Annotated in this window: 15 protein-coding genes; all 15 read right to left on the reverse strand. The window is 58.7% G+C overall.

The genetic code is table 11. From position 1 onward, the window contains the following. The coding region (locus tag VB144_01610) for a flagellin (protein ID MEA4882352.1) at positions 1-1,062 on the reverse strand (1,062 nt) is incomplete at its 3' end. Positions 1,063-1,234: 172 nt separating this feature from the next. Beyond that, complete coding sequence (locus VB144_01615; GenBank protein ID MEA4882353.1) at positions 1,235-2,365, reverse strand: flagellin; 1,131 nt, start codon at positions 2,363-2,365, stop codon at positions 1,235-1,237. Between the two features lie 290 nt (positions 2,366-2,655). After that, a complete protein-coding gene (locus VB144_01620) occupies positions 2,656-3,753 on the reverse strand; it encodes a flagellin (protein ID MEA4882354.1) in 1,098 nt (365 codons plus the stop codon). 157 nt (positions 3,754-3,910) lie between these two features. Next, positions 3,911-4,381: a flagellar assembly protein FliW gene (locus tag VB144_01625; protein MEA4882355.1), complete on the reverse strand. Its 471-nt coding sequence runs from the start codon at positions 4,379-4,381 to the stop codon at positions 3,911-3,913. Between the two features lie 20 nt (positions 4,382-4,401). Then, positions 4,402-5,439 carry an HD domain-containing phosphohydrolase gene (locus VB144_01630; GenBank protein ID MEA4882356.1) on the reverse strand — a complete coding sequence of 346 codons (1,038 nt, stop codon included), beginning with the start codon at positions 5,437-5,439 and terminating at the stop codon, positions 4,402-4,404. Continuing rightward, positions 5,436-6,263: a protein-glutamate O-methyltransferase CheR gene (locus VB144_01635; GenBank protein MEA4882357.1), complete on the reverse strand. Its 828-nt coding sequence runs from the start codon at positions 6,261-6,263 to the stop codon at positions 5,436-5,438. Before VB144_01635 ends, VB144_01630 begins: the two co-directional genes overlap by 4 nt. Positions 6,264-6,280: 17 nt before the next feature. Further along, a complete protein-coding gene (locus VB144_01640; protein MEA4882358.1) occupies positions 6,281-7,450 on the reverse strand; it encodes a chemotaxis response regulator protein-glutamate methylesterase in 1,170 nt (389 codons plus the stop codon). Then, positions 7,450-7,809: a response regulator gene (locus VB144_01645; protein MEA4882359.1), complete on the reverse strand. Its 360-nt coding sequence runs from the start codon at positions 7,807-7,809 to the stop codon at positions 7,450-7,452. Before VB144_01645 ends, VB144_01640 begins: the two co-directional genes overlap by 1 nt. Before the next feature lie 19 nt (positions 7,810-7,828). Continuing rightward, a complete protein-coding gene (locus VB144_01650; protein MEA4882360.1) occupies positions 7,829-8,470 on the reverse strand; it encodes a chemotaxis protein CheD in 642 nt (213 codons plus the stop codon). Beyond that, positions 8,460-10,556, reverse strand: a complete 2,097-nt coding sequence (locus tag VB144_01655; GenBank protein MEA4882361.1) for a chemotaxis protein CheA — start codon at positions 10,554-10,556, stop codon at positions 8,460-8,462. The genes VB144_01650 and VB144_01655 overlap by 11 nt, the downstream gene beginning before the upstream one ends. Before the next feature lie 14 nt (positions 10,557-10,570). Continuing rightward, positions 10,571-11,053, reverse strand: a complete 483-nt coding sequence (locus tag VB144_01660) for a chemotaxis protein CheW (GenBank protein ID MEA4882362.1) — start codon at positions 11,051-11,053, stop codon at positions 10,571-10,573. A 13-nt stretch (positions 11,054-11,066) separates the two neighbouring features. After that, positions 11,067-11,963, reverse strand: coding sequence for a flagellar hook-associated protein FlgL (gene flgL, locus VB144_01665; GenBank protein ID MEA4882363.1), 897 nt, complete (start codon positions 11,961-11,963; stop codon positions 11,067-11,069). An 11-nt stretch (positions 11,964-11,974) separates the two neighbouring features. Beyond that, the gene (flgK, locus tag VB144_01670; protein MEA4882364.1) at positions 11,975-13,306 is read right to left on the reverse strand and encodes a flagellar hook-associated protein FlgK; all 1,332 of its coding nucleotides are present in this window, start codon (positions 13,304-13,306) and stop codon (positions 11,975-11,977) included. A 59-nt stretch (positions 13,307-13,365) separates the two neighbouring features. Next, positions 13,366-13,866: a flagellar protein FlgN gene (locus VB144_01675; protein MEA4882365.1), complete on the reverse strand. Its 501-nt coding sequence runs from the start codon at positions 13,864-13,866 to the stop codon at positions 13,366-13,368. Further along, on the reverse strand, positions 13,832-14,155 hold the full coding sequence (gene flgM, locus VB144_01680; protein MEA4882366.1) for a flagellar biosynthesis anti-sigma factor FlgM: 324 nt from the start codon (positions 14,153-14,155) through the stop codon (positions 13,832-13,834). The genes VB144_01675 and flgM overlap by 35 nt, the downstream gene beginning before the upstream one ends. Positions 14,156-14,172 lie beyond the last annotated feature (17 nt).

The following is a 14,172-nucleotide window of genomic DNA, read 5'->3' on the forward strand; positions in this document are numbered from 1 at the left end:
CTGGCTCAGGATCTGGTACTTCGTGAAGCTCATCATCTCCACTGCGATGTCGACGTCACGGATGCGGCTCTCGGCCGCCGTCAGGTTCTCACTCGATGTGGCCAGGTTGGCAATGGTGTGATCAAGCCTGTTCTGGATCGCACCAAGCTTCGAGCGCTCGCCCGACACCGTGTTGATCGCACTGTTGATCGTCGTAATTGCGGAGTTGGCATTGGTCTGCGACGATACGTCGATGCCCTGATTCATGAGATCAACGGTCCAGGCATCGTTGAGAGCCACTGCCACAGTGCCCTGCTCAAACGTAACGCCATTCTCTGTGTCGCCGCCTGAGACCCCGACGGTTTGGCCCAAATCGGTTGACAGAACATTCCCGGCGGTGTCAAGCCAGTCAAGCCTCGCGATTTCGGCGCCTGCAGTGGCATCGGTTATGGTGACTCTCACCTGCACTGCGTTCACTTCGGTTCCCGCTGTGTTCACCGTGCCGAAGAGCCTGAGCTTGTCGCCGCCAACCTGCAGACCACCTGCATAGTTGGCCCCGAGATTCCTGTTCTGGTGCACTCCCAGGGCCTTCGCGCTCATGTCGCTCACGTCAACTGTCAGGCTCTGCCCCGCGTTCGCGCCGATGTGGACGGTCTTGCCCTCGAAATTGCCAGCCAGCAGATTCTGAGTGTTGAACTCGGTGGTGCCAGCTATTCGGTTCAGTTCCACCGCAAGGGCGTCGACTTCCTTCTGGATCTCGCCCCTGTCAGCGTTCGTCACAGTGTCGGATGCGGACTGCACAGCCAGCTCTCTCATCCTCTGAAGGATTGAATGGGTCTCACCTAGAGCTCCCTCAGCCGTCTGAAGAAGGGATATCCCGTCCTGGGCGTTTCGCGATGCCTGGTTCAGCCCCTTGATCTGGCCCCTCATCTTCTCCGAGATGGACAGCCCAGCCGCATCGTCGGCTGCGCGTCCAATTCTCAACCCGCTCGACAGCTTCTCCAAGGTCTTGTTCTGGCCGTCATCATTGGTGACCAGGTTCTTCCACGCGTTCAGCGCGGAGAGGTTGTGGTTAATTCTCATCTAAGTCATACCTCCTTGTCATTTCGCGACCCGCATCCATGCAGGCCAGCATGTTGGTCTTCTTCCGCAGCGCCCCACAGGGCGGTCGTCGCCGCATCCTGTCTCGGCTCAACGCCTCCCTGCGATACTCACTTCTGATCCCATTATCGGCATGTCACCGAGGAGGTTTAGCCTACCTGAGCAGCTGCAGCACCGCCTGGGGCTTCTGGTTCGCCTGCGCGAGCATCGCGGTGGAAGCCTGGCTTAGGATCTGGTACTTCGTGAAGCTCATCATCTCCACTGCAATGTCCACATCGCGGATGCGCGACTCTGCGGCCGTCAGGTTCTCACTCGACGTCGCCAAGTTCGCAATGGTATGGTCGAGCCTGTTCTGGATCGCGCCGAGCTTGGAACGTTCGCTCGACACATACGTAATCGCAGTGTTGATCTGAGTGATGGCGGTGTTCGCATTGCCCTGGGTTCTTACATCAATCCCGCCGCCAGTGTTGGAGATCGCGATGCCGTTGAACGCAGCCCCAGCCGTGCCTCCGGCGAATGTGAAGTCGACTCCAAAGCGGGTCACCGTACCAGTGCCGGTGTTGGCGATATCCACATCGCCGGTGGCTGCCTCAGCGCCGGAAGCGTCGCGCTCACTGAATCTTATCTGCAGGTCTCCGGCTCCCACGTCGACCACGGACACATTGAGAGCCACAGTTGCCGCGTTCCACCCCGTGGCCTTGCCTTTCATCGAAAGAGTGCCCGCACCTCCGGTCCTGACTGCTGACTGGTTGTCGAAGGTGGTTCCAGCAGCCACGTTGATCTCTACTGCAGTGGAACGCATGTCGGAAATAGTCACCTTGAGGTTCTGCGTTGCGTTCGCGCCGATGTGGATGGTCTTGTCGGCGAACCCGCCGGTGAGAAGAGATTGGGTGTTGAACTCGGTGGTGTTGCCGATCCTCGTAATCTCTGAGGAGAGCGCATCCATCTCCTTCTGGATCTGATAGCGGTCCTCGCCGGTCACCGTATCGGACGCGGATTGCACTGCGAGTTCTCTCATCCTCTGCAGGATCGAGTGAGTCTCTGAGAGCGCGCCCTCAGCCGTCTGCAGGAGCGAGATCCCGTCCTGGGCGTTTCGGGATGCCTGGTTCAGCCCCTTGATCTGTCCCCTCATCTTCTCCGAGATCGATAGTCCGGCTGCGTCATCAGCCGCCCTGCCGATCCGAAGACCGCTCGACAGCTTCTCCAAGGTCTTGTTCTGCCCATCGTCATTGGTGACCAGGTTCTTCCACGCGTTCAGCGCGGATAGGTTGTGGTTGATCCTCATTCTGTTTACCTCCTTGTCGTTTCGCGACCCGCATCCTTGCAGATCAGCATTTTGATCTCGTCAGAGCGTCCCTTGAGGTCGTCGTTGCCGCATCCCGTCTCGGTCCAACACCTCCCCTGCAGGACTATCTTCTGATCACATTATCGGCATATGTTCGTCCACATTTAGGGGCAAGAACTTGCCCTAGGGCATGTGCCCGAAGGCAGCCGCAACGCACGAAAACACGTGAACCAGATCAAGAAGGGGCGACCGCGCCGCCCCAGTTCTGGTTCACGCCATTGCCGGTCAGATTACCTGAGCAGCTGAAGCACCGCCTGTGGCTTCTGGTTCGCCTGCGCGAGCATAGCCGTGGAAGCCTGGCTCAGGATCTGATACTTGGTGAAGCTCATCATCTCGACTGCAATGTCCACATCGCGGATTCGCGACTCGGCAGCCGTCAGGTTCTCACTCGATGTGGCCAGGTTGGCGATAGTATGGTCAAGCCTGTTCTGGATAGCGCCAAGCTTGGAGCGCTCGCCTGAGACTGTATTGATGGCATCGTTGATCTTGGTAATCGCAGCGTTCGCGGAGGATTGGGTAGACACGTCGACGCCGCCTTTTAGGTCGACCATGATCGTGTCGCCATCCTTCAGCGTGCCTGTATCTGCCGCCCCGAAGGTGAGGCCTGCATGTGCGACAGTAGCAGTTACAGCTGTCGAAGCTGATGCAGCGCCAACGTCCGTGCCATCCGCCTTGAGCAGCTGAACCGTGAAGTTTCCTGCAGCGACAACGACCTTCGCCGTTGCTGCTCCCTCGAATCCCGTGTAATCTGGAGTCCCGTACACGGCCAGCTTGCCTTCGAACACATTCTTGTGCGATGCATCTGCGCCGAACACCCAGTCCACCGAAAGCGCCTTCGCGTCCATGTTTCCGATGTTCACCTTCAGGCTCTGGTCAGCGTTTGCGCCAATGTGGACGGTCTTGTTCGTGAAGTTGCCCTCAAGCAGTTTCTGAGTGTTGAACTCAGTGTCGGTGGAGATCCTGTCGGCCTCATTCCTAAGTGCATTGACCTCCTTCTGGATCTCTGCACGATCGGAGTCAGTCACAGTGTCTGAAGCCGACTGCACCGCAAGTTCTCTCATCCTCTGCAGGATCGAATGGGTCTCTCCCAGCGCGCCCTCAGCGGTCTGCAGGAGCGAGATTCCGTCCTGTGCGTTCCTCGACGCCTGATTCAAGCCCTTGATCTGGCCGCGCATCTTTTCTGAGATGGACAGCCCCGCTGCGTCGTCGGCTGCCCGCCCTATCCTAACGCCGCTCGACAGCTTCTCTAAAGTCTTGTTCTGCCCATCATCATTCGTCACAAGGTTCTTCCATGCATTCAAAGCAGAAAGGTTATGGTTGATTCTCATTACGGGTCCTACCTCCTTGTCAAATTCTGTAGATCATCCACGTCCATGTGGAAGTCCGCTGTTATATTCTGTTTCACCCCCTATCAAGACGAGGAGGAGGCTTACGCCTCCATCCTTCCACTCCCATGTGTGTCATCGATGCAACCGCATCGAAGGCTCATTCCCCCGCAACTTGATCGTGCTTCCCACAGCCAACAACCCCATGCCTCGTCGAGTACTCCGTGCCCCTGAGCACCACCTGCTCTCCTTGGCGCCTGCTCCGAGATATGACGATCGGCGCCGCGAGGTTCGCGGTTACGCTCACCGAACCGTCTGCCTTGCCCTCATGCCCCCTGACGCTCACCACTGCAAGCACGAGCGCATCCTCGGGGCATTTCACTCCGATCTCCGCCAGGCTCTCATCTGGGATGTCCGGCTCGTAGCCTGCGAAGACGAGAAATGGATCGATCACCAAGAGGGCAAGTTCGGGATTGTCGGCGGAGTGCAGCCACATGAGGTTGGCGCCGCCTGAATGGTTCAACACGAAGAAGCTCCGCGTCTCCTCGAACGCAGGCAGTCCACGGGGAAAAGTGATGATGCTATCCTCATCAATAGATAGCATCCCAAACCTGCTGCTGTTGACCTCCATGCTCATCCCTCCAGGCGCACTCAGTCTCTCAGAACCTCTGTTACCAACACCGTCTGATTCTCCGCCGCTGCCAGCACGATCTCCCGCATCTGGAGCGCCTCTGATCCGTCCGCCTCGTAGAATACTCGCACCGTGGGCCGTGTAGTGAGCCCTTTGTAGACTCGCGTCACTACGCCCTTCTCGCCGCCGTTAAGCTTCACCATAGTGCCAACCGGATATGGGGCCACGTACTGCATGACGCCCATTACAGTTGTGCGGTCGAACTCGAACCCCGCGGTGCTCGTTACGTAGTCGAAGGCCTCCTGTCGGCTCAGCCGCTCACCCATTGGGTTTCCCTCTGATATGATGCTGCAGTATGTATCGGCAACCGACACGATTCTCGCTAGTGGGTCGATGTCATTCCCAGCAATTCCTCTCGGAAACCCGCTCCCATCGTGCCTCTCGTGGTGCTGAAACACAATCGCCCTGCTGTAAGCGGAGAACCTCGCGTCCTGCCTGAGAACCCTCAGTGAGTAGTCCGGATGTTTCTCCTGCTCCTCCGCGAATACCATGCCAACATCGCACAGCAGAGCCCCGAGCCCCACATCCACGACACGCTTGGGAAGCCCCGCCTTCTCGGTCACGAACATCGCGAGGGCCGCAGCGTTGATCGGGTTCAGATACGGGCAATCCTCCACCCTGGCAACCGGAGTGATCTCCACAGTGCCCTGCCCCGCCGAAGCCAGCCCTTCCTCTATGCTGTGCACCAGGCCCAGGAGGTCGTCGAAAGGAAGCGAGGTCTTCTCCACGGCGCCGGCAGCACGCAGGTTCTCGTGGAGTGCCCTCAGTATCTCCCTGCCCTGAGTTATCACCGCCCGCGGCACCGATTCCACCACGCTCAAGTCGTCGACGCGCGGATCCTCTATGGCCACCTCGGCCACTCCGAATTCGGCGAGACGGGTTACGAGCACATCGGTGAGCGCCGTTCCCGCCTGTACCCGAATCACCCCTGCTTCGTTGTAGATATGCTCGGCGAGCCTCATCCCCGGCTTCGCATGCTCCACTCCGACCTTTCTCATTGCACTGCAGCTTCCTTCCAATTAGGAACACGTTTGTAGAAGAACGATGAAACAGCGGAAAGCCCGATATCTCGGGCGTTCAGGATCGTCTCGGTCCCGCCCACGAACAGCACACCGTTATCCTTGAGGCTTGCCTGGAATTTGCGGTACAGCTCCTGCTTCGCAGGCTCAGTGAAGTAGATCACGACGTTCCTGCATAGTATCAAGTCGAACCCTCGGTCGAACCTGTCGGCCAAGAGGTTGTGCATCTTGAACTGCACCTTCGACTTGATCTGCGATGAAAGCACGTAGTTGTCTCCGGACACTGTGAAGTACTTGGCCTGCCGGACAGACGAAACATTCCGAACATCAGCCGACCCATACACTCCAGCCACAGCCTTCGACATTATCCCGGTGTCCAGGTCTGTCGCAAGCAACCTGTGATAGCCTTTCGGCGCCACAGAGTCCAGTATCATCGCTACGGAGTAGATTTCTGCTCCATTTGAGCAACCCGCACTCCAAACAGATAGATTCGGCGATTGCTGCAAAAGCATGGGGATGATCTTCTGCTCAAGCTCCGCGAATTTCTCGGGGTTCCGGAAGAACTCCGATACATTGATGGTTATATAATCAGTGAACTTGTCGAGCTCGCGCTTGTCTCTCTCGATCAACTGTCCGTAGGCCGTGAATGACGACGCGCCTGCCCGGTCCATCAGCCCGGCGATTCTCCGCTGCATCTGCTGGGCCTTGTATAGGCCCAGGTCGATGCCTGTGAGGGCCACAACCTTCCTGCGGAACACCTCATAGTCCGCAGGATCCACTGCAATCTCTGCTGCAATACTCATCGGCAAATACCTCGCAGCTACAATGATAGAACAGCGTCTACTATCTCATCGGCGATCTTTGGAAGTGGGACTATCCGATCCGCGTCTCCTCTTTCAACTACCGATCTGGGCATTCCATATACAACACAGGTTGATTCGTGTTCGATTACGGTCTTGCCGCCGAGCCTCTTGACCCTTGCCGCGGCATCGGCGCCGTCGGAGCCCATACCGGTCATGATCACCCCGACCGTCTTGTTTCGGAACAGGTCAACAGCTGAGTTCATAGTCATGTCCACTGCCGGGCGCACTCCATGCATAGGAGGGCTGGAATCGAGGGCCACTGTTCCATCGGGCTTCACTAGCATGTGATATCCGCCCGGAGCGACTAAGGCCTCGCCTTCAGTTATGAGCTCCCCGCCCTGCGCCTCGGCAACCTTGATTCGAGATGTGTCGTTAAGCCGATCCGCCAGGGACTTCGTGAACCCGGCCGGCATGTGCTGGATTACAAGAACTCCCGCAGGCAAATTCGGCGGGAGGAAGGGCACTACCTGAGTGAGCGCCCTAGGCCCACCAGTGGATGTGCCTATCACCACCACGGCTCTGGCCTTAGCCCCTCGTGGCCTTGCCTCTTTGGCCGCAACCGTCGCCCCCGGACGCAGGGCAGTCGCCTCGCTCGTCGCTGTCGACTTCGGCCCGTTGGCAGACCCAGCCGGCCCAACCAGCCCAGCCCGTCCAGGGCCTCCCGATCCTCCCTGGGCCCCCACCGGCGTTCGCATCTCTCGCACTAGCGCCCGCACCCTGCTGCGAGACACGCCCGCCGCTGCCCTGACCTTCGCAAGCAGCTCATCCCGGACCTTTTCAATATCGAGAGATATTGCGCCCGATGGCTTGGGCACGAAGTCCACTGCACCGAGAGACAGGGACCGTATGGTGACCTCCGCGCCTGCCTGCGTCAGCGATGAGAGCATCACGACTGGAATTCCCAGTTCCCCCGCGAGCACTGGGAGAGCCGACAGCCCGTCCATGACAGGCATCTCCACGTCTAGAGTGATCACATCCGGGCGCACGGTCCTCGCCTTTGCGATGGCATCAGCCCCATCTCGCGCTGTTCCAGCCACCGAGATCTCTGGGTCGGAGGAAAGCATCTCCGATATGATCTTGCGCATAAAGGCGGAGTCATCCGCAACGAGCACAGATATCTGACCCATCAGCCAACCAGCTTCTTCACGGAGGACAGGACCTTATCAGGCTCGAACGGCTTGAGCACGAAGTCCTTCGCCCCCGATTTAATCGATTGAATCACCATGGCCTGCTGCCCCATGGCCGACACCATCACTATCTTGGCGCCAGGATCGGCTTCACGGATCTCCTTGAGTGCAGTGAGCCCGTCCATGACCGGCATGGTGATATCCATTAACACCACGTCTGGCTTATGCTCCCTGTATTTCTCCAATGCATCGAGTCCGTTCTCCGCCTCCAGCACATCGTACCCATTCTGGCTGAGCAGTTTTGCACACCTCATGCGCATGAAGGCAGCGTCATCAACAACCATCACAGTGGACACCAGCTCACACCCCCAAGTGATCCTAGAGCTCGCGTTCGGTCATCCCGGGCAGACGCACATACACCTTCCTTGCGCCCACATGGAACCGCATCGTCCGTCCGTTGCTTCCTCCGACATCGGCTGCTACAATTGGCACTCCCGCCTCCAGCAGCGCCGCCCTCACAGCCTCCGCGTTTCGGGCGCCGATGTCGAGCCCGGCGCCTTGCCCGGGCACATCGAACATCCTGGCGCCTCCGGCGATCTTCGCTTGAAGCCTGCCACGGGAACCGCCTCTACGAACCGTCTCCCCCACGAGCCTTCCTACGCCCAAGTCTGCGTACCTCGCTACCTCGTTCTCACCGGATCCCAGTGAGCTCGTTGGCAGCACCACATGGGCCATGCCGCCGATCCTGGTCTCCGGATCCTGAATGACGACCCCGACGCAGGACCCGAGGCCGTAGGCGACAAGCACCGAATCGAAGTCCGCGGTAACGTGCAGTCCGCCCATGCCAATCGACACGACTCCGTCTACGCCCGCATTTTCCTGAGAATCTCCGACAATCGGCTCCTGTGCCTGAACCTGCGCGAGCCTCTTGGTCGGCGCCGCTGCCATGGCCTGTCCGGCCCGGGCTAACTCTGCGGATGCGAGCTTGAGAAGGGCTATTACATTGTCGCTATTCTGCATTTCGCTCCTCCACGACTCTCCTCACGAGGCTCGGAACGTCCACAATAAGCGCCACACGACCGTCTCCGAGAATTGTGACGCCCGATACCCCGGAGATGCTGCCGATATACGAGCCGAGGCTCTTGATGACAATCTCCATTTCCCCGGCCAAGGAGTCAACTACCAGACCCACCTGTCCTTCATGTGATGAGGTTATGACAACGAAGATGCGCCTTGTCCGGTCTTCCGATGCCTCGCGCACTGAGAACACATCGGAAAGCCACACCAGCGGTATGATCTCGCCCCTGAGCAGGATCGCCTCACGCCCGCGAACACTCTGGATATCTCCTAGCTCAACTCTCCTGATCTCAACCACAGACGCAAGCGGCACCGCATACATCCTGTTGACCAGGGCCACCAGAAGCGCACGGATGATGGCCAAGGTCAGTGGAAGCTTCACTGTGAACGTGGCGCCCTTACCCGGCACGCTATCTATGCTTACGCTGCCGTTCAACCTCTCGATGTTCTTCCTGACGATGTCCATTCCCACGCCCCGGCCCGAAACCTCGTCCACAACCTCAGCAGTTGACAGGCCCGGTGCGAATATCAGGTTCATTGCGTCCTTTGTTGATAGCCGGGCCGCGGCTTCCTCGCTGATCTGGCCCTTCCTAACTGCGGACGCCTTAACCGCCTCTGTATCGATTCCTTGGCCATCGTCTGACACCTGGATCACTATGTAGTTCTCCTGGTGGAACGCTGAGAGCTTCACAGTGCCGCGCTGCGGTTTTCCGGCTGCAATACGCTCTGCCGGAGTCTCAATGCCGTGGCCGATGGCATTCCTTAGCAAGTGGATTATGGGATCGCCTATCTCCTCCGAGACAGAACGATCTAGCTCAGTATCTTCGCCTTCCACGATGAAGTCGACTTCCTTGCCATGCTTCTGGGCGAGATCCCGAACCATTCGCGGAAATCGTTTGAAAACGTTGTCGATTGGCAGCATCCTCGCCTTATTGATTGCCTCCTGAAGCTCCGTTGTGAGCCGCCCTATGTGAGTGGAGGTGCGGTTCAACTCTGATACGAGTTCGTCTCCTCCGTGCTTTTCTGCAAGCTTGCTTTCGAGCTGCGCAAGGTGGGTGCGATCTATCACCATCTCAGCCACGAGGTTGGAGAGCGTGTCGAGCCGCGCCACATCCACCCTCACCGTCGTGGATTTCGAAGCGGCGCCTGCTCCCAATGCCTTTCCCGTGCTCTGATGGGCAGTCGTGGCTTGTTTTTCCACCGGCGTTGCCGGGAAAGCAGCAGCTGCAGCCTCCGCTATCGTTGCGCCCATCTCAAGCTGCGACCCATTCGAGACGGTCACCGTCTCCACATCGCTGATGCTCTTTGCAGCCTCAACCAGCTCTGCGGTGGATTCCTCATGCCACTCCACCATCACTACGATGGCGCCCATGTCCACGCCGGCCTCAACGCGGTCCATAGCTGGATCAGTCCAGAGCACCCGCGCCAATGAGGACAGCCTGTCGACCACCTGGTATGCCCTGACCGAAGGCATCGGGCAGTTCGCAGTGAAGGAAACATCAAGCCGCGCAGCACCAGCCATGGCATCGGCCACACCTTCCGCCGCCTTCTCGCATTCTGCAGCAGTCGATGCGCACTTGGCGCCATCGGCTCCAGGTGTCATGCCCTCAGAATTGGCTGAGCGACCGCCCTCAGCGCACGCCACAAGATCCAGCAAGCGGCCGATCAGGCCAGATACATCAGCCCCACTATCCTGCCCTGAGGAGATCTCGCGGTTCAGTACTCTTAGGATATCGAGGCATTCGAACATCGTATCCATCATCATCGGGGTCACGGCCATCTGCGCCTTACGGACTCCGTCCAGTACGCTTTCCATGGCATGGGTCAGCTCCGCCATCTTCTCATGCCCCAGCGTCGCCGATGAGCCTTTCAGTGTGTGGGCAGCTCTGAATAGATCACCGATTACCGTCTCATCATGCCGACCCTGCTCTAACGCTAGGAGGCCATCTTCAAGCATCTGAAGTTGTTCATCTGCTTCAATTAGGAACACCTTAATGTCATCAGCCGTCATGCCCGGAAACTGAATCATTTGTCCGATGCCCCCTATAGAGCCTCAGCCACGGCCTCACCTATCGACTCCTGCTCACGCCTTGAGAGCACGAAGTCCAGATCCAAGAGGACCACCAGCTTCTCCCCGAGCTTCGCAATCCCTCGCAAGTACTTCGAGTCCACACTCGCAAGGACCCGCGACGGAGGTTCAACCACATCTGCGGAGATCCTGAGCACCTGCGACACTGCATCCACTATCATGCCGATGGATGTTTCACCCATCCGCACTACTACAATGCGCGTCGACTTGGTGTGCTCCACCCCGGGAAGGCCGAACCTCATCCGAAGGTCGATGACTGGTATGACCCACCCGCGCAGGTTGATCACCCCCACCACCGACTCAGGAGCGTGCGGAATCTGGGTGATCTCCTGCATTCTGTTGATGTCCTGCACCCTCGAAATGTCCACTCCATACGATTCCCCGCCAAGCTCGAACACTACCAGCTGCATCTCATCGCCGGATATCGCCTGATCCATTGCGCCATCCCCCCTACCTGAGATACTGGAGCAGTCCACTCTGAACTGATTTGCTTGCTGCTGCGAGTGCTGCGTGATACACGATCTCCTGCTCGGATAGGCGCATCACCGCTTCGGTGAAGTCGACCCCCTCTGTCTTGCTGAGGAGTTCCGTAAGGGAGACCTTGTCGCTATCCAGCCTGTTGATTACGAGCTCGAGCCGGTTTCCCTTTCCTCCCAATTCGGCCCGGAATCTCAGCACCTTGTCCATGGCCGCATCGACAGCCGACAGGTCGGAACCGGAAAGGCCCTGCACATTATCGTTCTTCAGGTGGTTCTCGACGGTAAGAAAAGTATCGAACAGGTTGACCCCGTTCACAAATACCTCGTCCCCGGTGAGATTCGGGGAGAGCACTACTCCGGGACCCACCTCGACAGTGTTCTTGCCAGCATCGCCCCGGTAGATCACACCTGTGGGTGGGTTGCCAAGAACCTCGAACGGAGGTTCCATTCCCTGATGGCCCGCGAACATGTACTGCCCGTTGTGCATTGAGTTCGCGGATTGCACGACCTCTTCGAAGAGCTGCCCCACTTCCACTGCGATTGCCTGCCGCTCCGTTGGAGTCACGGAATCAGTGCCAGCTCGCACAACCAGCTCCCGTGTTCGGTTCAGGATGTTCCCGATCTTATCGAGAGTATCATCATAAGCTGTGATCTCTGTTGAGGCGTTCTCGGCGTTCTTCTTATGCTGATCAGCCCCTCTGAGCGCGGATCGCAGCCTCACGGCCTTGGCTGCGCCGTGCGGATCATCAGAGAGCCGATTGATGCGACGACCGGAGCCTACCTGCTCCTGCATCATCTGGTAACGCTGAAACGCGGAGTTGATATTCCGTATCGACCTCTCGATCATCACGTTGTTAGTGATCCGCATGGCCTACACCCCTAACGCCGGCCGACTAGTCCGGTACCATTGATGAGCCTATCCAGCATCTCGTCCATGACGTTAACCAGGCGTGATGCAGCATCATAGGCCGCCTGGTGTTTGATGAGCTCCAGCAACTCCTCGTCTGGCGACACTCCAGACACGGCCTCGCGCCGCATGTGTTGCTGATCGAGGACCCCAGCATACACATCACTCGACCTTATGGATTCCTGGGTATCCAAACCCAGCCCTGTGATCATTCCCCCGTAGAAATCACGGAACGAGGCTATTCCACCATTCATGGTGAGGACGTCTTTGAGCTGCGCAATCTTCAGGGCATTCTTCCCATTTCCTGGGCTCCCAGCAGCATCGGCGGCGGCGATCTTCCCGGAATCGTTCACGATCGCCTGCGCCACTCTGATCCCTCCGGCGCCATGGCCCTCGAAGAAATCCCCGCCTGGATTGCCCTCAATGTCGAATCCGCTGCGATGGATCTGGTTCACCGCTGCTATGACGCCATCCGCCAGATCGTCGATCTGCCGAAGGTAGCTCGGGATGACCTGGTTCGCCGCCTCAAGAAGCCCCTTGACACGCCCGCCAGTGATCGGAGTCTCGAGAGAGATCTCCCGGCTCTCCGGGCCTGCCACCAGCATCCGACCACCGACCGTGACATTCACGGCCCCGTTGCTCTCCTCGACCGCCGTCACGTCCACATCCGACGCTAGCTCCTCAACGAGGAGGTCACGTCTGTCGAGAAGGTCGCTCACGTTTTCACCCACAACCTGCCCGCGGATGATCTCCCGGTTGATCGACGCAATGTTCGCAGCTGTCGCGTTCACCCTCCCGACCATGGCGCCGATGTTCCGCTGGATATCGTCGGACATCTCCTTCAGCTGGGTAGAGGCGAGGTTGAAGGCAGAGGCGAGAGAGGCGCCTTCCTGCTGTATGCTGGTGCGCCTGCCCGGGTCCCTGGCCGCCCCGGAAAGCTCGTGCCAGGAGATCCAAAACCGGTCCATCATCGCAGAGAGCCCGATGTCGCTGGGTTCCTTGAATACCTCCTGCATCTCCTCGAGCACTCCGTTACGGGCTTCCCACCGTCCGAGAGACGCCAGTGTGTTTCGGATCTGAGTATCTACGAACTGGTCACGCATGCGCTCAATGCTCGCCACTGTTACCCCTGTTCCAGGGGCTAGCCCTCCGGCTGCCGGGGGTGTGGCCACGAGAAGCGCACGCTGCCGACGGTAGCCTGGGGTGCTGGCGTTCGCAAGGTTGTGGCCTGTTATGTCTATCGCGGCTCGCTGCGCAAAAAGCGCCCTTCGGGCAGTCTCAAGTCCAAAGAACGACGAATACATCGAACGCTCCTCCCCCTTCCTGGCGCGCCAGCCCGATCACCCTATCTGGTAGACCCGGGCTACGCCCTGTCATCCACTGCTACCGTGGCTGCCTGCCGGTTCATCACACCGAGGCGACTGTAGATGGAGTTCGTGCCATCTGCCTGAGCGATCATCTTCATGGTGTTCTCGATGTAGGCCAGGGAGTCACGCAGCAGCTCCGCGTTGACTGCATTGTCTGACGCGATGTCAGAGAGAGTGCTGCCGATGCCATCCCTCAGTGTGGCCACATTCGCCGCCTCTCCCGAATCTAAAGATGAAAGGAGGGCAGCCATGGCTGACTCCGGGTCTTCAGTAACTGCCAAAGCCTCGGTCGCGAACTCTCGTGCCAGTTCAACGAGGGAGACTTCTACATCCCTGAGCTTCCGGATCGTCCCCTCTGCCCGTGCCACCAGTTCCGCCAGTCGAGCTACGTCGCCCCCGGTTATCACGGACTGCTGTGCCCGCGTCGCCGCCAGGAGTTCTGAATACAGGCTGAGCTCCTGCTCAAGAAGTCTCGTCAGATCCTCTGCGTATCTCATCGAGGTCACCCCGCCGCATGGCCCGGCCGAAGAGGGCGCGAACAATCTCCTCGCCGCTGACCTTATAGGCGCCCGCGTCAACCTTTGCGCGGACGCTCTCGACCTTCTCCACACGCACATCTGGCACGGACGATAGGGCCTGCATGGCACGGTGAATCTCCTTGCTTTGCTCGGAGATGGATACCTCATCGGCCTTTGCGCCCTGGCGCGCGCCTGCGCCCTCCGGCCTCTTTGCGGTCTGGGAGTATAGCTTAACAGGATCAAAGCCCCGGCTCCCGGAGACCTTCATGGCCATCACCTCACCGT

This window comes from Clostridia bacterium (genome assembly GCA_034926675.1).
Taxonomy (GTDB): domain Bacteria; phylum Bacillota; class DTU025; order DTU025; family DTU025; genus JAYFQW01.

What these genes read in the sequence shown, in the direction of transcription:
- VB144_01655 (MEA4882361.1), bottom strand. Translation starts at nt 10,556, where the DNA reads ATGATTCAGTTTCCGGGCATGACGGCTGATGACATTAAGGTGTTCCTA.
- flgL (MEA4882363.1), bottom strand. Translation starts at nt 11,963, where the DNA reads ATGCGGATCACTAACAACGTGATGATCGAGAGGTCGATACGGAATATC.
- flgK (MEA4882364.1), bottom strand. Translation starts at nt 13,306, where the DNA reads ATGTATTCGTCGTTCTTTGGACTTGAGACTGCCCGAAGGGCGCTTTTT.
- VB144_01675 (MEA4882365.1), bottom strand. Translation starts at nt 13,866, where the DNA reads ATGAGATACGCAGAGGATCTGACGAGACTTCTTGAGCAGGAGCTCAGC.
- VB144_01615 (MEA4882353.1), bottom strand. Translation starts at nt 2,365, where the DNA reads ATGAGGATCAACCACAACCTATCCGCGCTGAACGCGTGGAAGAACCTG.
- VB144_01625 (MEA4882355.1), bottom strand. Translation starts at nt 4,381, where the DNA reads ATGGAGGTCAACAGCAGCAGGTTTGGGATGCTATCTATTGATGAGGAT.
- VB144_01630 (MEA4882356.1), bottom strand. Translation starts at nt 5,439, where the DNA reads ATGAGAAAGGTCGGAGTGGAGCATGCGAAGCCGGGGATGAGGCTCGCC.
- VB144_01660 (MEA4882362.1), bottom strand. Translation starts at nt 11,053, where the DNA reads ATGGATCAGGCGATATCCGGCGATGAGATGCAGCTGGTAGTGTTCGAG.
- VB144_01620 (MEA4882354.1), bottom strand. Translation starts at nt 3,753, where the DNA reads ATGAGAATCAACCATAACCTTTCTGCTTTGAATGCATGGAAGAACCTT.
- VB144_01635 (MEA4882357.1), bottom strand. Translation starts at nt 6,263, where the DNA reads ATGAGTATTGCAGCAGAGATTGCAGTGGATCCTGCGGACTATGAGGTG.
- VB144_01640 (MEA4882358.1), bottom strand. Translation starts at nt 7,450, where the DNA reads ATGGGTCAGATATCTGTGCTCGTTGCGGATGACTCCGCCTTTATGCGC.
- VB144_01650 (MEA4882360.1), bottom strand. Translation starts at nt 8,470, where the DNA reads ATGCAGAATAGCGACAATGTAATAGCCCTTCTCAAGCTCGCATCCGCA.
- flgM (MEA4882366.1), bottom strand. Translation starts at nt 14,155, where the DNA reads ATGAAGGTCTCCGGGAGCCGGGGCTTTGATCCTGTTAAGCTATACTCC.